This window comes from Providencia sp. PROV261 (assembly GCF_028477945.1).
Taxonomy (GTDB): Bacteria; Pseudomonadota; Gammaproteobacteria; order Enterobacterales; family Enterobacteriaceae; genus Providencia; species Providencia stuartii.
In genome coordinates, this window is sequence record NZ_JAMPMC010000021.1 from 1 (window position 1) to 23,810 (window position 23,810).

A 23,810-nucleotide genomic window follows, 5' to 3' on the forward strand; every position below is an offset into this window, starting at 1 on the left:
CGGCGGAACTGAAAGCCGTGGGGGATAAAGGGCGTGCAACGGCGTTTCACCTTGAACTGCAAGATTGTATCGAAGTGAACAGTGCCTTGGAAAACGTCCAAACTGGGCAAACCGCGTGGAGTAGCACCCAACCGGCGGTTAAAATCCGTTTTATTGCGCCAACGGTACCGTGGATGCCGGATTTTGCCAGAGTGACTGGCGCACAAGGGATTGGTTTAGTACTGAGTGATAAGGCAGGGCAAATCTTGCCTTTAAATCAAAATAGTAACCCAGATCTGCTGCCATCAGGGCAATCGACGCTGACCTATTATGTCTCACCGGTACGTACGGCACAATTGATGCAGCCGGGAGCGTACTCTGCGCTGATTTCTTTTGAAATGCGCTATGAGTAAGGTGAAATAGTTATGGGAAAAAAAATATTCAAAATACTCTGGTTGTATAGTGTTTTGTTGGGAACGGTATTACTACCAAGAGATGTTTTAGCTGGTTCAACTCAGTTAGACTTTAGGGTAACTATACGTATTGAGATTAAAACTTGTGATGTAAATGATAATCAAGCCATTGAAGTAGATTTTGGTGACATGATTATCAAAAATATCGATGGTGTAGCCTACGAGCAACCGATTGATTATACACTTGATTGTGACGATGCAACCAATAGTACTCCACTTAAGTTACGTTTTGAAAATAACTCCGGGGCAAATTTTAATGCCAACTTATTACGTACGAGCGAACCTAATTTAGGGCTGCGAGTGAAACAAGATGGCTATCCTTTTGCGTTTAATAATTGGGTTTATTTTACTTACGGCAATCAACCTGAGTTGTCTGTTGTTCCTGTAGCAAGAGGATCAGCTGGAATTGATGACGGTCCGTTTACGGCTTCGGCGTTACTTACTGTGGAGTATGAGTAATGGCACAACAACGTGTAATTTCCATTGTATTATGGCTGATAGCCAGTGTATTGATATCTGGATATATCATGATACCTGTACAAGCATCTACACAAGTCAATTTTTATGGCAATTTAATTGGCCATCCACCTTGTGATATATCGGGGGAAAATGATCCAATTTATGTTGATTTTGATGAAGTCGGGCTTACTAGGATCGACGGAATTAATTATAGGAAGGATTTTACATTAATAGTGACTTGCGGTAATGACCTTGGTAATGGTGTGCAGCTGTATATGGGATATAACGGTATGAATGCTCCATTTGATAATGATGCTGTACAAACGAGTATTGGAGGGCTTGGCATACGTTTATATTATCAAGACCAAGTTGTTTCTCCTAATAATGATGACATTCCCATCGTAATGTCAGGTGGTTATTCAAAGGTAATTCCCTTATGGGCTGTTCCTGTGAGAGAAGATGATCGCAATTTATTTGAAGGTACATTTTCAGCTACTGGCACAGTAGAAATTCGTTATCCTTAAAAAGGAAACAATATGAATAATTATAAAATAGCTTTTAAATATTTAATATTATTCCTGTTGAGTGGAGGATTAATACCAATTTATTCTATGGCATCATCTTCGACAACTATTCACTATGGGGGCACTTTAATTGCTCTTCCATGTACGATAGAACCAGGGACGGAGAATGCTTATTATGATTTAGGTGTTACTCCAACAAAATCACTCTATCGCTTTACCCGAACTTCAGGAATATTAATAACATTTGAATTGAAAGATTGCGATACATCGTTAGGTACTACTGTTAAAGCTTCATTTTCAGGATCAACAAATAATGAAGGTTTATTAAGGTTTGCACCAGGAAGTGAAGCAAAAGGTGCAGGAATAGGCTTAGAATATTTAGATGGTCGGCCTATTTCTATAGATGGAAAGTCAAATTATAGTGTACAGCTTGTTGATGGCGATATGCTTATTCGTTTAAAAGCCTATGTACAAGGAGAGCGAGAAGCTCTAGCAAATAAAAGTTTAGTGGCTGGAGATTTCAATGCAATCATGACTTATGCGTTAAGCTATGAATAAATATTTAATTGAGGTTTAATGGAGTTTTATGAAATTAAAAATTATATTCGCATTCTTTTTTATTTCTCCATTTGTTTATGCGGAACCATACCCTAATGAAACCAGAATATTTAATTTAGTTATGAGGGCTGCATATTTAATTCCTGGTGTTGAATTTCAACATACCTCATCTACTTTTGATGTAATGGAAACAAATGATATTTGGCTTGGTGTAGCTATAGATGGAAAAAGTTATAAAGTATCAACGCTAAAGTATAGTTATAGCGGTACTATTAGTTTAAATATAAATGAATCATTTTATTATGGTTTAGGTAATTGTGAAATTGTAGATCCTAAGGCGCAATTATTTGTTGGCTGGACCGTTATGCAGCCAGGAATTACAGGCACCGTCTATAATAGTGCTGGTGCATTATATGATAAGGGGTTTGGCGGTGGTGTTGGAGTGCAAACTAGATGGGTTGGAATGCCTTTAGGGAAACCTGAATTTATAGCGACATTTAGCGCACCAGGGTTATCTGCAGAAGTATATGTAACTGATGGCCCTCAAGGTTTTTATACTAAGCCTGGTCGGAGTTCACCTGTTTATGTTCATGGTGCTGGTGCAAGACCAAACGTTATTCCTTATGCTGATCTTTATGGACTGTCATGTGGCGACCATGCATATTTGTCTGTAGGGGAGCCTATACCGACAGAGCCTATAGAACCGATAGAACCTGATCTCGTTTGTAATTTTTGGTTAGATGAAGATACATTAGATTTAGGGGTTGTTGACCAGAACTCAGCTATGAAGGCCAATAGAAGTGGAGTCATCAGTGGTCAATGTAATAGTGATGTAATAGTGAATCTAGAAGTATTACCTCAGGACATGCATATGGGGGGCTTAACGGTAAGTATGTCATTTGATGATAACTATTGGTCTGCTAAGAAAAACAATTGGCAATTGCATCGGGATAAAGTAGAAAACTCCATATTATGGGCTCAGGTGAGTAGTATTGATACTGACCTTGTTCCTGGAAATTATTCCAAGTCAGGTATTATAAAAATCGAATATGAATAAAAGTAGCCCAATTATAAAGTGTATTTTATATATAAATCTTCGATAAATTATTCTAATGAAATATCGTAAATCGATGATTATTCGATTAGGGTTCGAGCCATTAACATTTAAAAAATGATTTTAAAATTAGCGAAATGAAAAATATTAACAAATTATTTTTTGTCCCCTTTATTAGTTAGTAGAGGCGTTATATAAAAATTGTCACATTACTGTTTATTGTAAATAAGCTACTTACCGAAGGGTAATAAATTAATTTCTATACAAAGAAATAGAGAGTCAGAATTGTTCTGTCTCTATATGGTGTCGCACGTTTATATCATTATAAAAGAGGTTCAATATGAAAATTAAATTAGCATCTATCGCTGCATTAATGTTAGCGGCTGGCGTTGCAAGTTCTGCTATGGCAGCAACAACAACAACGGTAACTTTTAAAGCACAATTGCAGAAAGGAACTTGTGATATTGCAACAAGCTCTGGCTCTATTGTTGACTTTGGTGTTTTCACAACTGAGAGCGTGACTCAAGGTCCAACAACATCCATTGCTAATAAAGATTTCAACTTAGTATTAACTAATTGTGCGGGTGCTGAAACCACTTCTGGTGCATTAAGTTTATACGCAGATGGTCAAGCAAGTATCTTTAATCCTAATCTCTTTGCTAACACTGATGCAAAAACATTAGCAGTGGGAATTAAAACCAATCCTGCTTCAGGCACAGCCACTGAAATTAAACCAAACCAATTAATCAGTGTTAATCAATCACTGGCTATGAGTACGGATGATGAAGGCGCTGCAACTGATGTTGATGGTAACGCAGTAAATTTATTACCAATGCAGGCAGACCTGTTCGCACTCAATGGTGCTAATGATACAGATATTCTGAATGTACCTGTTATCTTTAGCGTAGCTTATAACTAATTAAAGCAAGGTGATTACAAATTTTGTAATCACCTTAATAAAAATTTATGAAAAATACACTGTCATTAAAAATTTGGTTGTTTATTATTTTAGTTAATTTTTTATTGTTAAATAACTTTGCTTATTCCGCTGGAGTAGGTATTGATGCAACACGCATTATTTATCCTCAAGGTGAAAAAAGTGTTTCTGTGACACTAAGAAATAATGACGAAAAGATTAATTATCTGACACAAATCACGATAGCGAGTGAGCAATATCCCGATGCCTTTGAAGTGGCTCCACCTTTATTTCGTTTAGAAAAAATGAGCAGGCAAGATGTGCGCATTATGTTGATCAATAATCAATTACCTAAAGATAGAGAGTCTGTTTTTTACTTTAAAGCACGAATGGTGCCAGCGAGAGATAAAAATAGCGAAGGGGTAATTATCGGTTTTGATAATATTATCAAATTATTTTATCGACCTACAGATTTAAAGCAAACAGCCAAAGAAGCACAGTCATCGCTAGTATTTAAAAATGTTGGTAATAAAACTGAGGTTATCAATCGTTCACCTTATTACATCAGTCTATTTAGCGTTACGCTGAATAATAAAGTGATGACTATTAGTTCAGATAATAAAAATAACATGATAGCACCATTTTCAAGTATTAATTTTGACCTAAAAACGCCAAAAGGGGCAATAGCAAAATGGACTGCAATTAATGATTTAGGGGGTTATGATGGCTATTCAGCAGAAATTCAATAAGTATTTTTTAGGGGTATTATTGCCAGCAGTTTTACTATCTAAGGTCAGCTTGGCTGATGAAAGTGCGACGATTTATTTTAGTGGTACGGTAGCTAATGCAACTTGTGAATTCGCCGCAGATAGCGATCAGGAAGTTATTTTTGATGAGCCTTTTAGCAGCAGTGTACTGAACGCGCTGCAGCCGGGCGAAGAAAGTAATTATCGCAAGTCTTTCACGGTGGAATATAGCTGTGAAGGGATCTCAGAGGACACCGAATCCATCGATATTGTGATTACACCATTAAGCAGTACACACATAAAAAATAACGTGTTGTATGAAGATAGCGCGATCAATGTGGGTTTTTTATTGATGAATTGCGGTGATGACAATGGTGCATGTGAGGAAGTGATTTTTTCTGGCGATGAGGCAATCGTCGAGTCAGGGACTGGTGAGCATTATTTTGAAGTTGTTGCTGCAAAAATTGACAATCAAACCATAACATCAGGTGATATTGATGCTGCCATTGAACTCTCATTACAAATACCATAATAAGAAAAAATATTGGGTTACTTTTTCTTTCTTATTTTGTTTATTGTTTTCCATTTCAGTGAAAGCTGATAATGATTCGATCCGTTTTGAATTTACAGCTTATGTTGATCAAGAGCCCTGTGACATTATTGTCGAAGATCTTTATGAAGCTTCTGATGAAATTGATTTTGGCATTGTATCAATGCAGGACATTATTGAGCAAACGCAGAGGAGAAAGTTTGAAATTATTCTTCAAGATTGTGAAGGTGATTTTTCAACCAGCTATATTCAAATGACGTCTGGAAGTATTGTTGATGGCTCTGATGGCTATGTCTTTAATAGCGATCCCGATGCTTATTTTGGTGTCGCTATCATGGATGAAGATGAACAAGAGAATTTTGCAGTTGGAGATATCGTTTTTGATGATATTGATGATGGAGATGAACATATTATCTTAACCGCAGTATTAGCCTGTTATGATCTTAGACAAAGCTGTTCGGAAGATGATGTTGGTGACTTTACCGCTCATGTCACTTTTAGCTATTTTTCAGATTAGGGCGATTATAATGAAAAAAATAACGCTTACTGTCTTCTTATTTTTTCTCTCTTTTTTTACTTATTCTGCTGGTTTAAGTTTAAATAAGACCCGGATCATTTTCAATGAAGGTGATAAATCTGCATCTGTGACATTTAAAAATAATGTGGGATCTCCCTTTCTTGTTCAAAATGAAATTTATGATGTAGATAATAAAAAAAGCGATTTTTTTATTATTACACCTAATATTTTTAGAGTTGAAAAAAACTCAACCTTTATGATGCGTATTTTTCCTGCATCATTAAGCTTGTTGCCAAAAGATCGTGAGAGTGTATTTTATTTTAGCTCAAGAGCTATTCCACCAAAGAAAAATGATGAAAAAGGTAGTGGAAAATTATCCATAGTTACAAATTTGGTTATTAAACTTTATTATCGGCCTAAAAACTTAGATATGGCAGTTAAAGACTCGTATGGAAAGATATCAGTGAGCTATGAAAATAATACATTAACCATTAATAATCCAACACCTTATTATACTACTTTAGTTGATATGAAGGTGAATAATAATCGTAAAATAAAGAATAAAATGGTTGCTCCATATTCACATATAACGATACCTGATATGGCGGGGCTTAGTTCTTTTTCATGGCGAATAATGAATGATTATGGCGGCACAACCAAACCTTTTATATTTGAAAGTAAGGCTAAAAAATGAAAATAATTTCATTAATCATATTATTTTTAGGTCTATTAAACTTTCATCAAGCTATTGCAAAAAATACTAGCAGTGGCTTGCGCTTTCCTAATGAACGATTGGTTTTTCATCAAGAAAGCCGAGGACTATCATTTTTATTAAAAAATAATGATGAAAATGCGTATCTTGTTCAAGCTGATATTGCCATTCCTGATGAGTCGACAGGGCTGAATGCGAAAAAAGCGGATTCAGTTCTTTTTATGATTACACCACCCTTATATCGGCTAGAGGCCAAGTCAGAATATAACTGGCAAATCAAAAAAATTGATAATTTAAAAAAATTACCTCAAGACCGGGAGTCAGTGTTTTTTATTCGATTAAAGTCTATTCCCCCGAAAGGAACTAAAAATACTGTTAAATTTAAAAAAATGGATAGAAGCTTAACTCTATCAAAAGTTTTACATTATAAGTTTTATTATCGCCCAGAAGCGATTAAAAATCTTAAAATGGTTAATGTTAAAGATAAATTTAAATTTACTGTTTCTGATGGAAAACTGATCGTTGATAACCAGTCTCCACTTTATTTAACCTTTGGGAAATTAGCGGTGGGTCAACATCAAATTGACAATATGCAACTGTTTAAATTAATTCCACCTTTTGGCAAACAAAGTTATTCATTACCGAAAGGGAATTATGCGAATGCCACGGTGAAATGGCGATTATTAAATGAATTCATGCTGGAAATGCCAGAGCAAACCCAAAAACTATAAAAAAAATCACTGAGAGATAACTATGAAATTATATCATTCGTCTAAGATGAAAAGTGGAATTTTTTATCTGAGCTTTATTTCTTATTGTCTTGGCATTGCTGGTTATTCTTATGCAGAGGATTACTTTGACCCAAAACTATTATCTTTGCAGTCAGGAATGGATCCGAACTCAATCGATTTATCTCAATTTGAAAAAGCCAATACGGTTCCTGAAGGTAAATACAATATTACGGTATTTATCAATAAAAAAGATATGGGAAGCATGGATGTTACTTTCGTAAAAGGCCATGATGGTGATGTTTCCGCTGAGTTCACTAAGTCTATGCTCGGTGAGTTTGGTGTGAATGTAGCCTCGACCCCAACGTTACAAAAACTTTCGGATGATGAAGCGATCACCGCATTAGGGGATTATATTCCCGACGCGTTTGTGAAAACAAATTTGTCTAAACTGAGCATGGAAATCAGTATTCCGCAAATTTATATGGATAACCGTGCTAATGGTTATGTGCCTGAAGGGCTGTTGGAAAATGGGATCCCTGCAATTTTGCTTTCTTATCAGCTCAATGGGAGTCACAGCCGTAATAAGTCCCAACGAGAAACTCAAAATAATGATAATGCCTTTTTAAGCCTGCGTGGCGGCGTCAATTTAGGGGCTTGGCGTTTGCGTTCAAATTATCGTTATTACTATTCGAATTCAGAAGGAAGGCGTAATTACACTAACCGCACGTCGACTTTTTCAAACACCTATGTGATGCGAGCCATTAACGCGTTACGGGGGGAGGTGTTGGTGGGGGAAAGTTCAACGGGCAGTAATGTATTTGACAGTATTCCTTTTAAAGGAATTAAGCTGTTTTCGAATGAAAAAATGCTGCCTTCCAGTATGCGTGGTTTTGCTCCTGAAATTAATGGCATTGCACAATCTAATGCGCGGATCACTGTCAGTCAAAATGGTAATGTGGTGTATCAAACTTATGTTGCACCGGGGCCTTTTAGCATTAAAGATTTATACCCAACGGGCTCTTCAGGGAACTTACAGGTCAATATCAGTGAAGAAGATGGTTCTGAAAGAACCTTTGTTTATCCCTATTCTTCATTACCCGTGATGTTAAGACCGGGTGGCATGAAATATGAAGTGACGGCGGGAGAATATAACGGCAATTTAACGCGCTCTTCTAAACGCGCTAAATTTTTGTTGGGTAGCTTGGTTTATGGCTTGCCTTATGATGTGACCTTATACGGTGGCTCTTTATTCTCCAAAGATTATTTTTCTGGGGTGATGGGGACGGGGATTTCGTTAGGGAATTTTGGCGCTTTGTCCGTCGATATTACCCATGCAGCAGCTTCTTTTGTCTCTGGTGATCGAAAAGAAGGTCAATCTTTTAGGATTAAATATTCAAAAAGCTTAACCTCTACAGGAACTAATGTCGATTTAACCGCATTACGTTATTCCACACGTCATTTCTTCAGCTTCTCTGATTTTAATACACATAATTATCAGCTCAATGATGGTGTGGCACCTTGGTTAGGATTACGCCAACGTTCTAGTTTCCGAACCGCGCTTTCACAATCACTGGGCAAATATGGCTCGATTTATTTAAGTGGCAGTCGTACCGATTATTGGGACTCCAATACTGAAACTACCCAATTATCGACAGGGTATAACGGTAATTTTAAAGGGGTGAATTACAACGTCAGTTATGCGATTGACTACAGAAAATCCGATAGCCGTAATGATTGGCCTAAAAACCATCAAATTTCTTTCAATGTGAATGTGCCTTTCAGTTTATTTACCAATGAAGAGCACTTACGAAATATGAGCAGTAATTATTATATTTCCAAAAACAACCGCGGTAACTATAGCCAGCAAGTCGGGCTGCACGGTTCATTATTGGACAGAGACTTGTCTTATTCTGTTTCACAGAGTATGGGAAATAACAACCAAGAAAGTAATAGCGCCATTAGTCTGAATTACAACACCTCAAAAGGCAGCTTTTCTGGGGGATATAACTATTCATCAAGTTCTTCTTCTGTGAATGCGGGCGTCAATGGTGGGATGGTGATCCATTCAGGTGGCCTGACATTAGCACGAACATTAGGCAATTCCGTGGTGTTAGTTGAAGCACCGGATGCGGATGGGACCTCGTTAAATCAAGGTAATGCAAAAATTGATATGTTTGGTTATGCGGTTGCCCCGAACGTGAACGAATACGCCAAAAATACCATTGGTTTGAATGTAAATACGTTACCCGATGATGTGACGTTACCAAAGACCTCGCAAAACGTTTACCCGACGAAAGGCGCGGTGGTTAAAGCGAAATTCCCAACACGTGTCGGGATGCAGGCACTGATTTCACTAACCTATCGAGACGGTGTGATCCCTTTTGGGGCGATTGCTAAGCTGGTTGATGATGAAACAAATGAAGAAAACACCAGTATTGTGGGTGATAACGGCCAACTTTATATGAGTGGGTTACCTGATTCCGGAACATTGCTGATCCAATGGGGAAATAGCCACAGTGCATCGTGTGGTGCTCATTATTCTCATTTGAAAGATATTGCAGTAACGGAAGACAACCCAATTAGAAAAATCAGCTTAGCGTGTCAGTGATTAATGCAAGATAGCCAGTATTAGTATGAGGAATGAAATAATGATATTAACGATTAAAAAGGGTGTTGCAAAAGCTATCTTAGTGTTGTGTTTACTGAAAGGTTCATTAGGGGTTGCTAATACTATTGATGTAACTATTCCACCGGATACAGAAGTATCTTATGTATCAATTAGTTCTAGTATTAATTTAATTGGCCCTACTGAAGATCCTAGGAATTGGGATGTATTTGGGATTATCTCTATAAGCCATGATGGAAACTATTGCCTAAATAGCGACAAACTTTATGAAGAAGATGACCAATATTACTTTCATTTGTTAAATAGTGACATGGAACATGTGGGTTATTTTTCATTAAGTTTTTTTGCTACATCCAGTTGGGTTGATTTAGATGGTAATCACGATAATGGTAGTGTAAGAGTTGTTAATGGTAAAGTTGTTCAGATTGATAATTTAGTGCAGTCTAGTTCATATGCATATTGTTACTCCCCATCAGAAAACCTTAATGGGGAACTATTTTCACCAAATGATGATCGAGTTACTGATATTACTGTAACAGGAGCAGAAATTAAATTTATATCACCGGATCTGGCAGAGCCAGGGGAATATTTTATAGCATTAAGTGATGGTACAATAGTTCCTCAACTATATGGTGCATCATTAACGGCAAAAGCAAACGGAACTACAGATTTATCTGAGATATTAGTTAGTTCTTTTAACATTGATGTTCTTGATGCTTGCACAATCGATGTGAATGGAAATACTTCATCTAGGTTTTATCTATCTTCTGATGAGTCAACAGGATTGGTTGATTATGAAAGAGTGACTGTTGAAATTGATTGTGATAGTAACATTGGAAATACTGTTCTAGGCTCTGTTCGATTGCAAACTGGGCTAATAAAAGACGAACCAAATAAGTTTTACTTAATTAATGAAGACTATGAAGATAATGGTTTATATATTGAAGGGATAATCAATCAGAATGGTTCAGACTGTGATGATGAGGGGGATATTTTATTTAATGGTGAAGCCTTTGATATTGATTTAGAACATAAATATGATAATTATAGTGGTGAGTTCACTATAGATTGGAATTTATGCAAAGATGAACACTATATTGAGCCAGGTGTTTATTATGGTGCTTTAGACTTATCTATATTTGCTAAGTAATGTAATTCCTCTCATATTGATTTAATATGAGAGGTTGCTATTTTAATTTATTTTTTTTGGTAATATTTAATTGAGTTATTGCTAATATATTCTTGGTTAATTTTTTAAATAAAAAATCACTTAATTAAGTGTTGGAATTTAATAAGTATAACTAGTAAGTTAAAATATAACAAATGTTACTTATTTCTTAATTTGAAATGGTTAAGTAGATTTTTTTGCTGTTTTTAAACGGTTTGTTTATGTGGAAATTATATTAATATCATTAAGTTACCTCTTCTAAAGTATTCATGTGGTGGAATTAGTAGTTTCAGGTGCCTGTCTTAATCTTCAATAGATTTTAACTTCATAATATTTTTGCCTTCATATTTTTCTATATTATAACTCCACATTATATCTATTCGCCCTGAATATATCAATTTTACGGCTGGTATCGTTAATTGATTCCCATTTTTAACGAGCTTTAGTATTACAACAACTTGATATTCAACAATTAGGTTTTATACATAGCGATCTTCTCTGAGTACGTAATGAGTATGGATGGCGATTTTAAACTATGAGTCGTGTTTTTTAATGAAGGATAGTGCCCTTTCATCCAACGACGAGTATTTTATGTTATAAATCTTACGTCTAATTTGAACTATCGCTATAAATATTAAAACACATAATAAATGGGAGTAAATTTCCAATTAGCCACTTAAATTGTTCTTGAATACAGTAGGATGTAATTAGTTATTTGACTTAAAATAACCAAGTACATTCACTTATTTCTTACTATAACAGGCTAACTCATGGAAAAACAAATAATAAGCACATTGATTGAGCTTACCTTTAGAGGTAACGATGATGTCAAAATTGCGGCTATTTCTGCATTAGGGGATTATAAAGCAACGATTGAGCAACATAATGCTGTTGTAAGATTAATGGCGCTATGCAAGGATCCTAACAAAGAGGTGGCAGTATCATCAATTAGGTCATTAAGTAAGCTAGCCGGTTATTTTCCGGGGACAGAAAAATAATGAAATCTCTATGCTCATTTATTCCAATAAACAATTTATATTTTAAATATTAGATTCAGTGATAGGTTTATATTATTATTTTTTATTTACTCTTATAGAAACTTAAATGAAAGCTTTTTTTTCTATTTTATCAATTTAAGTTGATTATAAAAAGATGGTCAAATTAAGTCTTTTGTTTTCTATTTTTATCATCCAAATAAGATTATATAAACTTTAATAAGTTTGTGATAAAAATAAACAGCCACATTGTTATGCATTATTTATACACATAAGAGGTTTATAATGAAAAAGATTGTTATCTCTAGCGTTTTAGCTGCTATGGCAGCATTCTCTTTTAATGCGATGGCTGCGGACTCGAATATTGTCACGCCTGAAAAAATGACTTGTCAGGAATATATTAACCTGAACCCGCAAAGCTGGGCACCTGTTGCATTGTGGATCACCAATATGGATACACAATTTAAAGGTGGTGATTATGTTGCGTTAACAGAGCAAAGCGTTGCTGAAGCGCCACAGATTGTTGAATTCTGTAAGAAGCACCCTGAAGGTACGTTACAAGATTACTTAGCGTCAAAAAAATAAGTTAAATTTATGCCCTAGATAATTTCAATTTAGGTTAGTTGATAAGTGAGCAAGTCGTTAGGCACAGACAAAATGTTGTGGCGAATACGAGCGAACCTAATCAATAACGTTGTCACTTGAAATATTATGGGTAGTACAAAATCAAAGCCTTGTTAATGTGGTGTTTGTTTTTAGTTTAATCAAAGGCAAACACCTTACTATTCGTTTTATATATCGTTTTAATTGGCTCGACAACGACATAGCGACTTAGTCATAACTTGTTATTGATGGTAGCTCAAAATCCGATAAACCTGCTTTTTGTCTGATCTCCTCCAGTATTTCTTTTTCTGATTTATAAATATTTGGCTTCTCCTATCTTCTTATCTGCCGAAAGCGTCTAAAAAAAGACATAATAATGATAATAGTTCTTAATAGTATGTTTGTTATCAGTTAAAATTAGCCGCTAATTTAGCCGGATAAAAAGCCGTAATGCTATCGGCCGCGGCTTTTAAAAAAACACGACAACCTATTAGGATCTTAGGCACATGAAAATTAAGCATCTTTGGATACTCTCTCCATGTTTTGCTTCATTTATTGCACCAGCAACATTCGCAGCAGAAAACAAACAAGATGAAATGACTGTCTCGGCAACGCGTTCTTATCGAAGTGTGTCGGAGATGGCCCAAACCACATGGGTTATTGATAATGTTGAAATTGAACAGCAAGCAGAAGGTGGAAAAGAGTTAAAAGATATTCTGTCACAATTGATCCCCGGTATGAGTGTTAGCGGTCAAGGACGTACTAATTACGGCATGAATATGCGTGGCCGCTCAATGATTGTGATGGTGGATGGCGTACGTTTAAATTCTTCGCGTAGTGACAGCCGCCAATTAGACTCTATCGACCCATTTAATATTAACCATATTGAGGTGATTTCTGGCGCGACTTCTTTATATGGTGGCGGTAGTAGTGGTGGATTAATTAATATTGTCACCAAAAAAGGCCAAGAAGAAAAACAAGTTGACCTGCAAATTGGTGGAAAAACCGGTTTCAGTAATGGCAAAGATCATGATGAAAATGTTGCTGCGGCAATGAGTGGGGGTAATGAAAACGCCCATGGTCGTTTATCTGTTGCCTATCAACGTTATGGCGGTTGGTATGATGGCAAAGGTAAGGCAATTAATATTGATAATACACAAACAGGCCTACAATTTTCTGATCGCTTGGATGTAATGGGCGCTGGGGTTATTAATATTGATGATAATCAGCAGCTACAAGCCACGGTTCAATATTATAAAAGTGAGTCCGATGGCAAACATGGGCTTTATTTAGGCAAAGATTTTGCGGCGGTGAAAGGCCAAGGCGAAGCCCATAATAGTGGCAAATTAAACTCAGATCGTTTACCGGGTACTGAGCGCCATATGTTGAATTTACAATATTCAAATGGCGACCTTTGGGGGCAAGATTTTGTTGCTCAAGTTTATTATCGTGATGAATCACAAAAATTTTACCCATTCCCCGCTTTAAATAAAGCAAAGGATGTGACCAGCATTAGTGCTTCCGATCAAAAAACCAATTTCTATGGCACTAAGCTGACGTTTAATAGTGAGCCTGTCGATAATCTGACGCTGACTTATGGTGCTGACGCTGAGCACGAACAATTTCGTGCTAATCAAATGTTCTTTAATTTAGATAAAGCGAAAGAATCAGGTGGTATGGATTTGAAAAAAGCCTATCAAGTTGGGCGTTATCCAAGTTATACCACAACCAATATGGCCGCTTTCTTACAAAGCAGCTACGATATTAATCCAATATTCACTTTAAGCGGCGGCGTGCGCTATCAATATACCGAAAACAAAGTGGATGACTTTGTTGGGTATGCTCAACAGCAGCAAATTGCAGAAGGTAAGATAAAATCCGCCGATGCAGTACCTGGGGGGAACACTGATTATAACAATTTACTCTTTAATGTAGGTCTACTAATTAATTTAACGGAAGATCAGCAAACATGGTTTAATTTCTCTCAAGGCTTCGAAATTCCTGATATTGCAAAATATTATGGTACAGGGAAATATGCAGCAGCCCCTGATGCTAATGGGCATTTGGCATTAGAAAATAGTATTAATATTAATGATACTAAAGTTAAAGGCATTAAAGTTGACTCTTATGAGCTGGGCTGGCGTTATACCGGCGAGAACCTACGTACACAGATTGCAGCATATTATTCATTGTCAGATAGAAGTTATGACATTAATAATACGGATATGACGATTTATATGAAGTCAGATAAACGTCGTATTTATGGTGTGGAAGGGGCGATTGATTATTTCTTCGATAATAGTGATTGGAGTGTTGGTAGTAACTTTAATCTGCAAAAGTCAGAAACCAAAGTGGATGGTAAATGGGAAAAATGGAGCGTTAAATTTGCTAGCCCATCAAAAGTTACTGCTTATGTGGGATGGGAGCCTAATGATTGGTCTCTACGTTTACAAAGCCAGCAAACCTTTAATGTTTCAGATGCGGATGGTAACAAGCTCGATGGCTATAATACCGTGGATTTCTTAAGCAGTTATTTATTGCCAGTTGGTAAAGTCAGTTTTGCGGTAGAAAATTTACTGGATGAAGATTACACCACCATTTGGGGACAGCGTGCGCCTAAATTATATAGCCCGAGTTATGGGGCAGCAGATCTGTATACCTATAAAGGTAGAGGAAGAACTTTTGCGTTGAATTATAGTGTGACGTTTTAAGTTGAATATTTTATGAGCCATCTTATTGATGGCTCATCTTTATGACTCAATGAGGTTATTGAATGAAATGGCTATTAACCGGATTATTATGCTTAGTCAGTGTAATTGCGTCAGCTAAAACGCCTACATTAATTACGGACTTACAAGGACGTGAAGTGAGTGTTGATCTTCCTGTCGAAAAATTATTTTTGATTGATGGAAGAGATATTTTGTCGGTCGATATTGCCGCGGGGCAAGACGCTTTTTCACGTATTGTTGGCTGGAGTGATTCGTTAGAACAGTACGCGCCTGATTTAAAGCAGGCTTATTTTTCTGCGGTTCCTGAGTTAGCCAAAATACCAACACTAAGAAAAACCCGTGAGACGGGCATTCAAATTGAGAAATTACTTGAGCTGGCGCCAGAAGTGGTATTAATGCATAAATCTAATTATGCAGCGATGCGCGATAGCCAATTTATGCCACAATTGGAAGCAGCAGGGATCAAGGTTATTTTTATTGATTTCCGTATGGATATCGCCAATAACACGCCAAAAAGTATTGTGTTATTAGGTGAATTATTAGGAACTCAGGAACGTGCAAACCGCTTTGCAAAATTGTATCAAGAAAAGCTAGCCGCCATTGAAGAGCAATTGAAAAAACCTTATCCATCGGTATTAATTGAGGCTAATGCGGGTTTATTCACGGATAGTTGTTGTCAGCTCTACGGTCGGTCAGGTTTTGGGGTTTTAGCAAGCCTTGCGGGTGGTAAAAACTTAGTGGAAGACAAGTTTCCGGCTAAAGGTGCTGAAAGTTCAATTGAAAACATTATTACCCTAAACCCTGACTTTTATTTATTAACCGGTGCAGATTGGCAGAATTTTAATCGCCGTTCAACAGCCGTTAAACTGGGTTATTATGCAGATGCAACGGTTGCTAAAAAGCAATTGGCTAAGCTTGTCGATCGCCAAGGGATTTCATCGCTGACAGCGGTAAAAGATAAGCATGTCATGGCGGTTTACCATAATTTCTATAATAACCCAATGAATATTTTTGCTATTGAAGCCATGGCTAAGTTTATGCATCCGCAGACTTTTGCAACCTTAGAGCCAGAGCAAAATTTGCAGGAATTCTTACAGCAGTTTACGGCTATTAAAGCGAATGGAGTGTTTTGGATAGCCCTTTAATATACTCGTCATACTTTACGCTTTGCTGATGACGCTGACTCACACTCACACAAGTCTGTGCTCTAGCGCCTTAGTCATTTATTGCCTAGCTGCACCCAGCGTTATTGACAGTTGCGATGCTATTTTAAGGCCGTGTTTCGATGAGACACGGCTTTTTTTATAGGCTAAATTTTTCAACTAAGTAATCAATAAAGACGCGTGTTTTCGCAGGTAGAGTGGTGCTATTGGGATAAAGTAGCTGAATATTCTGTGAAGGTAGATAAAATTCAGGTAATAAACGAATGAGACGCCCTGCATTAATATCATCATTAACTAGCCAATCAGGACAGATAGCGACCCCAAGAGAGGCCAGTACCATTTGGTGGATCACCGCTACTGAATTCGATTCATATTGGCTTTTTATGATAGGAAGAGGGTATTTTTCCCCTAGAGTATTTTTTAGAACGTATTGTGTATCTTGCCAATTGAGTAATGAATGGGTTATCCAAGGAATTTGTGCTAAATCGTTAATACCTTTAACGGGATAGTGTTTTAATAGTTCAGGGGTCGCCACAATATAGATTTGGTATTCACCTATTTTACGTATTTTTAGTGATGAGCTTTTTAAATTACCTAAACGTATCGCGAGATCTAATTTTTCGGTGACCAAATCATCTAATGATGAATTAAAGCTGTATTGCAGGCGTAACTTCGGGTAAAGGCGACAAAATTCAGGTAGTAAAGGCAAAATATAACGTTGGCCAAATTCATTCGTGGATGAAAAACGCAGTAAGCCTGTGACGTTTGTTGCTAAATTTTGGCTTCTTTCAAACGCTTCTTCTATCTCTAGTTGAATACGTTTAAAGTCATCATAAAAATGCTTACCCGCCTCGGTGAGGGCAATATTGCGCGTATTACGTATGAGCAGACTGACATTCAGCCGTATCTCTAACTGCTTGATATCAATACTGACCATAGACCGGCTCATGCCTAAAATATCAGCGGCTTTAGTAAAAGAGCCTGAGTCCACGACTTGCAGAAAAGTGGTTATTTGCTTAAGGTTTTTTTGCATAATCAGTCTGATTGTTTGTCATTATTAAACAATGAGTTTAATCCTCTTATATCGACAAAGAAAGGGGGAATACCTACTCTTGTGCACCGGAGGTAGGTATGTCTTATCGATATAAAATCGCAACTGTTTTTTTAATCGGCTTCTTTATCGACTGTATTAATATTTTTATGTCAGCGATTGCATTGCCTGATATTGCTTCAGCATTTTCTACCAGCCAATCAATGGTGGCTTGGGTCGCTAATAGTTATATCTTAGGTTTAGTCCTGATCATGCCATTGAGTTTGTGGCTCGCTGGGCAATTAGGTAACCAGAAACTGCTCAGTATTTCTATGCTGTTATTCTCAGTCAGTGTTTTATTGTGTGGACTGAGTCATTCAATTTATAGCTTGGTAGTTTGGCGTTTTATTCAAGGCATTGCTGGTGGGCTATTGATCCCTGTGGGACAGGCTCTCGTTTTTGAGCTATTTCCAGGTAAAGAGCGCCATCGTATTTCAACTTTAATTATGGTTGTCGCTTTAACGGCGCCTGCATTTTCTCCAGCAGTAGGGGGAATGATTATTGATTCATTATCGTGGCGCTGGGTATTTTATGCTAATTTGCCTTTCTCATTATTTGCGGCAATCTTAGCATGGTGGTGGGTGAATAATGATGGGCGGCAACAAAGAGAAAAACCTGATGTGATAGGGTTGATTATGGTGAGCTTTAGCTTACTGTTCTTATTGTTATCCTTTTCATTTTATAGCGACTATCATAGCCTTGTGCTGGCCGTAAGTAGCTTTCTATTTTCCGCTTTTATTCTGGTTTTATATCTTCAATACGCCAAAAAATGTTCGGCGCCCATTTTAAATTTTCAGTTACTCGTAAATAGCAATTTGCGTAATGCTTTTATTGTTTATTACGCAGTACCTGGTGTATTTACAGGTGTCAATTTACTCAATATTTTTAACTTACAAAACAATTTGCATTTTAGTGCAGCTCAGACGGGTATGTTTATGCTGCTATATGCCGCAGGGGCACTACTATCAATGCTAAGTGGTGGTTACCTCTATCACCAAGTTGGTAAGAAAACGCTATTTTTTGTAGGAATGACGACTCATAGCTTAGGAATAATGTTGCTGTTTTGGGTATCAAGTTATTCAGATTTGCCTCTACTCATTGCTGCTTATTTATTAATGGGGGCTGGTGGTGGGTTGTGTACTAATACCGCTCAGATCAGTGCATTAATTGATTTTTCAGGGAAGGATTTATTGCAAGGGAGTGTGCTATGGAATATTAATCGCCAAGTTTCGTTCAGTGTGGGAACGGTCGTGTTGGTATCTATTTTTAGTGTCGTCACCGTACAAAATGATTTATTACGCTATCAGTATACCTTCATGATAGCAGCGGTTGTCGGCCTACTATCATTAATCGCAGTATTAAAAGAGAGATAATTTATGAGTCACATGGAAAAAGCGTTGCAGAGTGTTATAGATCTACATATCTTGATTGAAAATGTATTTACTGGCAAAGATACGCATGCATTAACCCCTTTATTAGCTAGCTTTGATGATGCTTTTGCAATGGTGACAATTAAGGGAGAACGTATTGGTTTAGAGCAAGTGAATGAGTTGTTTAGCCAAAATATAGGCACAAGACCTTCACTTACAATTACATTATCAGATATTAAACCAATTTTTGAGCGAGGTGAGTATTGCTGGATACAGTATCAAGAGTTGCATGAAACCCCTGAATCAAGGCTGTTACGAACTGCTACGGTTTGTATTAAGGTACTTGGGGAACATTGTTTTTGGGTATATTTGCATGAAACTCCTATAAATAAAAACTAACTTACTTATTAAAGCGTTAGCGTATTTTGGAACAGTAGGCTAACGTTTTTTCATCTTCATTATCATTTTTAATCGAATTTTCGACATATTGGCTGGGGATAACTAGGATATTCCTTTATACATTAAAATGTTGCTCACATGTGCGAGCGACTATGCTGCCATCATTATCACTATTTCCAACCCAGTTAAAGTCATCACGCTACTTAATCATGGTATCGTTTTCCCTTTATTAAAAGACTAAGATAATAAGAATTAGATAATCACAGTTTGTTTTATGAGCATTTTTAACTTGTCGTTAGAATAAAAATCACCTATTAAGCGTAATTTTGTTATTAATGTTTTTTATTGGCTGTTTACTCTTAAATAGTCTGTGCAGAATTACAGTGGTTTTTAAATAAAAGGTAGCTGAAAAATTGCTATGATATAAAAATGAGAGTTATCTTATACGATAAAAAGTTTTGTACTGACGCTATTTGTCACTGAGTTTGATATTCTTTGTGTAATCAATATTAACCTAAATCATAGTTGGTGATAAAATGGATGACTATAAAAAAAATCAAGGAGTCAGATTAGCAACAATTATTCTCGAAGCATATCTTTATGGTGAAGTAGATAAGTATGAATTAGCCTCTCGTTTTAAAGTCAGCGAGCGGACGATTTATCGAGATTTGAATTCGCTAAACTTAATTTTAGAGCATAAAGGGAATTCAAAGTATGGTTTTTCGACAGTTGTCGAATATTATAAAATGATTTCTTTTTTTGGTATAGATAAGTATTTGCCTGATTTTAGTCAGTCTTTTTTGAAGAGTATTCCTGAGACTATTCAGAACAGAAGTGTTCTCATTAAATTTAATGGCATTGAGCATAAGATCAAGAGCTACTTAAAAACACATTATGAAAGAATTAGGTATGCAATTGATAATAAAAGAGAATGTCATATTTTGTATAAAAGCAAAAATCGGACAATATATCCATATAAGCTCATCTGTCACAATACGATTTGGTACTTGAATGCCATTGAAGAGGGGAAGCTTAAATCATTTTCACTAAATAGGATTGAATGGTTATATGTCAGCAAAAAAACTTTTTTACCTGATAATAATATTGTCAATATGTTAATGGAGAGTAAAGACCCATGGACTAGCCATAATTATTTTCATGCTCGAGTTTTGGTTTCAAAGTCGATAGCTGATTACTTCAAAAGAAGAGATGTTTTACCTAATCAGTGTATTGTTGATGAAAGTAGTGATTCTCTAACTATTTCATGCTCTGCGATGAGTGAAAAACAAATTTTACCTTTAATTCAATATTGGATCCCAAATATTAAAGTTTTAGAGCCAGAATGGTTAAAGATAAAGTTTGAACAAAACCTACGGGATTATATTAGTCAATTGTAACTAGTTATTTTCATTTTATTAAAACTGAGAGGATTGTATGGCAATACCATTTATTATTGCTGGTGCAGCTATTGCGGCCGCCGCGTTTGGTGGAAAGAAAGCTTATGACGGATACCAAACAAAATCAGAAGCTGACGATATTTTAGAGAGCTCTAAACGTCGTTATGATGAAAAAAAAGAAGTGCTAGAGTCAATAAATGTTAGCACGACAACGGAATTAGAAAAGTTAGGTACGCTTGAGTTAAAAATCGGTAAAAGTTTCAATAAATTTAACACTATCGCACAATCAATATTAAAGCAGCTTAATGAATCAGGACAGGATATTTCAATTTCGATTCCACGTCATGAAATCAATAAAATTGAAAACCTCGCTATTTCAGCGACAGAGTATCTTGGAACCTTAGTGGGAGCCGGTGCGTCAAGTGCTGCTGCGGGGTTTGCTGTCTATGGTGGTGTTATGGCATTCGCGGCTGCATCTACAGGAACACCAATTGCAGCGCTTTCAGGTGCGGCTGCTTATAATGCGACAATGGCGGCTATCGGTGGCGGTTCTCTAGCTGCTGGTGGTTGGGGGATGGCAGGTGGAGCAATGGTGTTAGGTGGTGCTGTTGTTGCTCCTATCTTAGCGATTGCTGGTTGGGCTTATAATTCTCACGCTGAAAAAGCATTAGATAATGCCCAAAAAATTCGCTCTGAAGTTAATGGTGCCGTTGCAAAAATGACTTTAGCTTATGAAAATTTAACCAAAACCAAAGAGTACGTTGTCGCTATTTATCATGTTTTAGAAGCACAATTTACCGTGTTTAAACCATATCTATTAGCACTCATAGAAGCCGACAAAATGATTCAACGTAATAAAGCATTAGGTCAGGCTAACACCCATGGCATTACGGATGAGTTAAAGCTCACTATTAATAATGGTTATAAACTTGCAGCTATTATGACTAACCTAATTACGACACCATTATTTAAGCCGAAATTAAATCAAAATAATGAGGCTATTATTGTTGATGAGGTTATCGAGATTGAAACAGATAGCCATGGTCTGAAAATATTAAATCAGGAATGTTTAGATAAGCGATTAGATGAAACTAAGCGTTTTACGTTATCTTGATGGCATCATAAATCATAAGTAGCAGTACTTTCACTGCTACTTATAGGTAAGACATATGCAACAGACAAATTATAATTGGCAAAAAGAAGTGAATGATACGATTGTTCAAAGTTTAGTCACTTCCTTTGGTTTGGATTTTTTATTATTAAAAGATAAAAAAGGGGGGGATGTTGATACGGTGCATAATGTCAGAAATGATATTTGGGCAACCGAGAAAGAAAAAAATCGTTATCAGGATCGTGGTGAATATGATTCACATGCATACCACAGCCACGAGAATTACAAAGAGACAAACCGCAAAGGCAAACAAAAAAAGTTAGCGGGTGAGTTAACGGACTCCTATACAGGAGAAACGTTTAGCCAACATGATGTGACTAATCTTGATCATATTATTGCGGCTTATGAAGTGCATAATGACCCTGCACGTGTTCTTGCTGAAATTGACGGTGCGGATTTAGCTAACCGTGACTCAAATTTGACCTTTACGAATGAAACATTAAATAAGTCGAAAAAAGCCAAAAAAATGGCAGACTTTATTTCGAATCTAAAGTCACAGCAAACACTGCTTAAAGCAGAAATTAGTGCATTAGAAAGTAAAGGGCAACTAACCGATATTGAGTTAAAAAAACTCAAGACACTTAAGAATAAGCAGAAAGCCAATTTTGATGCCATGAAGGCTGTCGATGAAAAGGCCAGAAAACAGTATGATGCAGAAATTAGTAGCAAGTACTACAGTAGCAGTAAGTTTTTTGTGAATACGGCATCAGCGGCTATTAACACTGGGTTGAGAATGGGAGCAAGGCAAATGCTAGGGATTGTATTTGCAGAGCTTTGGTTTGAATTAAAAGATTCGATTCCTAAATTGATTGAACAGCATAAAACAAACTTTAAATTTAAACTTTTCTTGGAGGATTTGAAAGGTGTTGTTACGAATATTTGGGAAAGATTAAAAGCTCGTTTTAAAGATTTTTGGACTGAGTTTAATAATGGGTTGTTTGGTGGGTTATTAGCCAGTGTTACAACCACCATGTTGAATATTTTCCTAACATCGACAAAAATGATAGGGAAGTTAATCCGAGAGTCTGCAAATAGCCTATTTTCTGCTGTGAAGCTGCTCTTTTTTAATCCAGAAAATTTAGCATTAGGGGATTTACTAAAATCAGCCATTAAAATTATATCGACCAGTATTTCTGTTGTACTCGGTTCAATGATAACAACATACTTGAATGGAATATTATCATTCCCATTCGGTAATGATGTTGCGCTATTCATTGGGGCTTTAGTCTCTGGTTTATTGACATTGGCGATGTGCTATTATTTAGAGCACAGTAATTTAATGCAAAAGATTTGGCGTTTTTTAAATAAATTCCGCAATAAGTATGAGCTAACATTAAAGTACTACCGAGATGTTAATGCTGCTTTAGATAAATACCTAACAGAACTTGCTCAGCTTGAATTTAATTTTAATGTTGCTGAAATGCAGACGTTTACCCATGCATTGCAGGCGACAAATACAGAATATGAGCGAAAAATTATTCTTAATCAGGAAATTAAACGGAGCAATATTGCATTACCCTATGATGTAGATAGTGATGATTCATTCAGTGATTGGCTGGATTCATTATGATTTTAGAAACCGAGCTATTTCCTTGTGATAAATGTGGGGCATGCTGCCGCCATGTTGATCGCGCTAATGAAACTCAATTTCTTGATAGAGGCGATGGCATCTGTAAACATTATAATGAAACTAGCATGTTATGCACTATTTACGAAGAGCGCCCAGATATCTGTCGTGTCGATAAACAGTATTTGCTTCATTATCACGATCAATATACATGGCATGAATTTGTTGAAGTGAACAGAATTGCCTGTGAAATAATACTGGGTAGTGAATAATTTTGACTTATGCTATATTCGTTTACTAAGACCATTACTAA

24 protein-coding genes are annotated in these 23,810 nt (G+C 36.4%); 23 read left to right on the forward strand and 1 reads right to left on the reverse strand.

Features of this window, described 5'->3' with window-relative positions; translation table 11 throughout:
- The 17 genes from PR675_RS13020 to PR675_RS13100 form a co-directional block, all read left to right on the forward strand.
- Positions 1-392 (forward strand): fimbrial protein (locus PR675_RS13020; protein ID WP_336297847.1); only part of this gene is annotated, 392 nt, incomplete at its 5' end.
- A 12-nt stretch (positions 393-404) separates the two neighbouring features.
- Positions 405-911, forward strand: a complete 507-nt coding sequence (locus tag PR675_RS13025) for a fimbrial protein (RefSeq protein ID WP_272582759.1) — start codon at positions 405-407, stop codon at positions 909-911.
- Positions 911-1,435: a fimbrial protein gene (locus tag PR675_RS13030; RefSeq protein WP_060561398.1), complete on the forward strand. Its 525-nt coding sequence runs from the start codon at positions 911-913 to the stop codon at positions 1,433-1,435. The genes PR675_RS13025 and PR675_RS13030 overlap by 1 nt, the downstream gene beginning before the upstream one ends.
- A gap of 12 nt (positions 1,436-1,447) precedes the next feature.
- Positions 1,448-1,993 carry a fimbrial protein gene (locus PR675_RS13035; RefSeq protein ID WP_060561399.1) on the forward strand — a complete coding sequence of 182 codons (546 nt, stop codon included), beginning with the start codon at positions 1,448-1,450 and terminating at the stop codon, positions 1,991-1,993.
- Between the two features lie 28 nt (positions 1,994-2,021).
- Positions 2,022-3,050 carry a hypothetical protein gene (locus PR675_RS13040; protein WP_060561400.1) on the forward strand — a complete coding sequence of 343 codons (1,029 nt, stop codon included), beginning with the start codon at positions 2,022-2,024 and terminating at the stop codon, positions 3,048-3,050.
- A gap of 337 nt (positions 3,051-3,387) precedes the next feature.
- Positions 3,388-3,966, forward strand: coding sequence for a fimbrial protein (locus tag PR675_RS13045; RefSeq protein WP_014657610.1), 579 nt, complete (start codon positions 3,388-3,390; stop codon positions 3,964-3,966).
- A gap of 47 nt (positions 3,967-4,013) precedes the next feature.
- The gene (locus PR675_RS13050) at positions 4,014-4,712 is read left to right on the forward strand and encodes a fimbrial biogenesis chaperone (protein WP_060561401.1); all 699 of its coding nucleotides are present in this window, start codon (positions 4,014-4,016) and stop codon (positions 4,710-4,712) included.
- Positions 4,687-5,241: a fimbrial protein gene (locus PR675_RS13055; RefSeq protein WP_014657612.1), complete on the forward strand. Its 555-nt coding sequence runs from the start codon at positions 4,687-4,689 to the stop codon at positions 5,239-5,241. Before PR675_RS13050 ends, PR675_RS13055 begins: the two co-directional genes overlap by 26 nt.
- Positions 5,207-5,776 carry a fimbrial protein gene (locus tag PR675_RS13060; protein ID WP_014657613.1) on the forward strand — a complete coding sequence of 190 codons (570 nt, stop codon included), beginning with the start codon at positions 5,207-5,209 and terminating at the stop codon, positions 5,774-5,776. Before PR675_RS13055 ends, PR675_RS13060 begins: the two co-directional genes overlap by 35 nt.
- A gap of 10 nt (positions 5,777-5,786) precedes the next feature.
- Positions 5,787-6,470, forward strand: coding sequence for a fimbrial biogenesis chaperone (locus PR675_RS13065; protein ID WP_014657614.1), 684 nt, complete (start codon positions 5,787-5,789; stop codon positions 6,468-6,470).
- A complete protein-coding gene (locus PR675_RS13070; RefSeq protein ID WP_060561402.1) occupies positions 6,467-7,219 on the forward strand; it encodes a fimbrial biogenesis chaperone in 753 nt (250 codons plus the stop codon). The genes PR675_RS13065 and PR675_RS13070 overlap by 4 nt, the downstream gene beginning before the upstream one ends.
- A 22-nt stretch (positions 7,220-7,241) precedes the next feature.
- A complete protein-coding gene (locus tag PR675_RS13075; RefSeq protein WP_231136226.1) occupies positions 7,242-9,827 on the forward strand; it encodes a fimbria/pilus outer membrane usher protein in 2,586 nt (861 codons plus the stop codon).
- A 40-nt stretch (positions 9,828-9,867) separates the two neighbouring features.
- Positions 9,868-10,995, forward strand: coding sequence for a hypothetical protein (locus tag PR675_RS13080; protein ID WP_060561403.1), 1,128 nt, complete (start codon positions 9,868-9,870; stop codon positions 10,993-10,995).
- Positions 10,996-11,783: 788 nt separating this feature from the next.
- Positions 11,784-12,011: a HEAT repeat domain-containing protein gene (locus PR675_RS13085; protein WP_014657620.1), complete on the forward strand. Its 228-nt coding sequence runs from the start codon at positions 11,784-11,786 to the stop codon at positions 12,009-12,011.
- Positions 12,012-12,293: 282 nt separating this feature from the next.
- Positions 12,294-12,593, forward strand: coding sequence for an HdeA/HdeB family chaperone (locus PR675_RS13090; RefSeq protein ID WP_014657621.1), 300 nt, complete (start codon positions 12,294-12,296; stop codon positions 12,591-12,593).
- Positions 12,594-13,117: 524 nt separating this feature from the next.
- The gene (locus PR675_RS13095) at positions 13,118-15,322 is read left to right on the forward strand and encodes a TonB-dependent siderophore receptor (protein ID WP_060561404.1); all 2,205 of its coding nucleotides are present in this window, start codon (positions 13,118-13,120) and stop codon (positions 15,320-15,322) included.
- 62 nt (positions 15,323-15,384) lie between these two features.
- Positions 15,385-16,485, forward strand: a complete 1,101-nt coding sequence (locus PR675_RS13100; RefSeq protein ID WP_053109752.1) for an ABC transporter substrate-binding protein — start codon at positions 15,385-15,387, stop codon at positions 16,483-16,485.
- Positions 16,486-16,642: 157 nt separating this feature from the next.
- On the opposite strand, the gene PR675_RS13105 is transcribed toward PR675_RS13100, so the two are convergent.
- A complete protein-coding gene (locus PR675_RS13105) occupies positions 16,643-17,536 on the reverse strand; it encodes a LysR family transcriptional regulator (protein ID WP_036943111.1) in 894 nt (297 codons plus the stop codon).
- 98 nt (positions 17,537-17,634) lie between these two features.
- On the opposite strand from PR675_RS13105, the gene PR675_RS13110 reads away from it, so the two are divergent.
- From PR675_RS13110 to PR675_RS13135, 6 genes are all read left to right on the forward strand, one after another.
- Positions 17,635-18,966: an MFS transporter gene (locus PR675_RS13110; RefSeq protein WP_060561405.1), complete on the forward strand. Its 1,332-nt coding sequence runs from the start codon at positions 17,635-17,637 to the stop codon at positions 18,964-18,966.
- 3 nt (positions 18,967-18,969) lie between these two features.
- Entirely contained in the window at positions 18,970-19,362 is a 393-nt protein-coding gene (locus tag PR675_RS13115) for a hypothetical protein (RefSeq protein WP_181710236.1), read from the forward strand.
- 536 nt (positions 19,363-19,898) lie between these two features.
- The gene (locus tag PR675_RS13120) at positions 19,899-20,759 is read left to right on the forward strand and encodes a helix-turn-helix transcriptional regulator (protein WP_060561406.1); all 861 of its coding nucleotides are present in this window, start codon (positions 19,899-19,901) and stop codon (positions 20,757-20,759) included.
- Positions 20,760-20,796: 37 nt separating this feature from the next.
- Positions 20,797-21,873, forward strand: coding sequence for a hypothetical protein (locus PR675_RS13125; RefSeq protein WP_004925206.1), 1,077 nt, complete (start codon positions 20,797-20,799; stop codon positions 21,871-21,873).
- Between the two features lie 55 nt (positions 21,874-21,928).
- Complete coding sequence (locus tag PR675_RS13130) at positions 21,929-23,500, forward strand: ATP--cob(I)alamin adenosyltransferase (RefSeq protein WP_036943117.1); 1,572 nt, start codon at positions 21,929-21,931, stop codon at positions 23,498-23,500.
- Positions 23,497-23,769, forward strand: a complete 273-nt coding sequence (locus PR675_RS13135) for a YkgJ family cysteine cluster protein (protein ID WP_004925202.1) — start codon at positions 23,497-23,499, stop codon at positions 23,767-23,769. Before PR675_RS13130 ends, PR675_RS13135 begins: the two co-directional genes overlap by 4 nt.
- Positions 23,770-23,810 lie beyond the last annotated feature (41 nt).

What these genes read in the sequence shown, in the direction of transcription:
- PR675_RS13025 (WP_272582759.1), top strand. Translation starts at nt 405, where the DNA reads ATGGGAAAAAAAATATTCAAAATACTCTGGTTGTATAGTGTTTTGTTG.
- PR675_RS13030 (WP_060561398.1), top strand. Translation starts at nt 911, where the DNA reads ATGGCACAACAACGTGTAATTTCCATTGTATTATGGCTGATAGCCAGT.
- PR675_RS13035 (WP_060561399.1), top strand. Translation starts at nt 1,448, where the DNA reads ATGAATAATTATAAAATAGCTTTTAAATATTTAATATTATTCCTGTTG.
- PR675_RS13040 (WP_060561400.1), top strand. Translation starts at nt 2,022, where the DNA reads ATGAAATTAAAAATTATATTCGCATTCTTTTTTATTTCTCCATTTGTT.
- PR675_RS13045 (WP_014657610.1), top strand. Translation starts at nt 3,388, where the DNA reads ATGAAAATTAAATTAGCATCTATCGCTGCATTAATGTTAGCGGCTGGC.
- PR675_RS13050 (WP_060561401.1), top strand. Translation starts at nt 4,014, where the DNA reads ATGAAAAATACACTGTCATTAAAAATTTGGTTGTTTATTATTTTAGTT.
- PR675_RS13055 (WP_014657612.1), top strand. Translation starts at nt 4,687, where the DNA reads ATGGCTATTCAGCAGAAATTCAATAAGTATTTTTTAGGGGTATTATTG.
- PR675_RS13060 (WP_014657613.1), top strand. Translation starts at nt 5,207, where the DNA reads ATGCTGCCATTGAACTCTCATTACAAATACCATAATAAGAAAAAATAT.
- PR675_RS13065 (WP_014657614.1), top strand. Translation starts at nt 5,787, where the DNA reads ATGAAAAAAATAACGCTTACTGTCTTCTTATTTTTTCTCTCTTTTTTT.
- PR675_RS13070 (WP_060561402.1), top strand. Translation starts at nt 6,467, where the DNA reads ATGAAAATAATTTCATTAATCATATTATTTTTAGGTCTATTAAACTTT.
- PR675_RS13075 (WP_231136226.1), top strand. Translation starts at nt 7,242, where the DNA reads ATGAAATTATATCATTCGTCTAAGATGAAAAGTGGAATTTTTTATCTG.
- PR675_RS13080 (WP_060561403.1), top strand. Translation starts at nt 9,868, where the DNA reads ATGATATTAACGATTAAAAAGGGTGTTGCAAAAGCTATCTTAGTGTTG.
- PR675_RS13085 (WP_014657620.1), top strand. Translation starts at nt 11,784, where the DNA reads ATGGAAAAACAAATAATAAGCACATTGATTGAGCTTACCTTTAGAGGT.
- PR675_RS13090 (WP_014657621.1), top strand. Translation starts at nt 12,294, where the DNA reads ATGAAAAAGATTGTTATCTCTAGCGTTTTAGCTGCTATGGCAGCATTC.
- PR675_RS13095 (WP_060561404.1), top strand. Translation starts at nt 13,118, where the DNA reads ATGAAAATTAAGCATCTTTGGATACTCTCTCCATGTTTTGCTTCATTT.
- PR675_RS13100 (WP_053109752.1), top strand. Translation starts at nt 15,385, where the DNA reads ATGAAATGGCTATTAACCGGATTATTATGCTTAGTCAGTGTAATTGCG.
- PR675_RS13105 (WP_036943111.1), bottom strand. Translation starts at nt 17,536, where the DNA reads ATGCAAAAAAACCTTAAGCAAATAACCACTTTTCTGCAAGTCGTGGAC.
- PR675_RS13110 (WP_060561405.1), top strand. Translation starts at nt 17,635, where the DNA reads ATGTCTTATCGATATAAAATCGCAACTGTTTTTTTAATCGGCTTCTTT.
- PR675_RS13115 (WP_181710236.1), top strand. Translation starts at nt 18,970, where the DNA reads ATGAGTCACATGGAAAAAGCGTTGCAGAGTGTTATAGATCTACATATC.
- PR675_RS13120 (WP_060561406.1), top strand. Translation starts at nt 19,899, where the DNA reads ATGGATGACTATAAAAAAAATCAAGGAGTCAGATTAGCAACAATTATT.
- PR675_RS13125 (WP_004925206.1), top strand. Translation starts at nt 20,797, where the DNA reads ATGGCAATACCATTTATTATTGCTGGTGCAGCTATTGCGGCCGCCGCG.
- PR675_RS13130 (WP_036943117.1), top strand. Translation starts at nt 21,929, where the DNA reads ATGCAACAGACAAATTATAATTGGCAAAAAGAAGTGAATGATACGATT.
- PR675_RS13135 (WP_004925202.1), top strand. Translation starts at nt 23,497, where the DNA reads ATGATTTTAGAAACCGAGCTATTTCCTTGTGATAAATGTGGGGCATGC.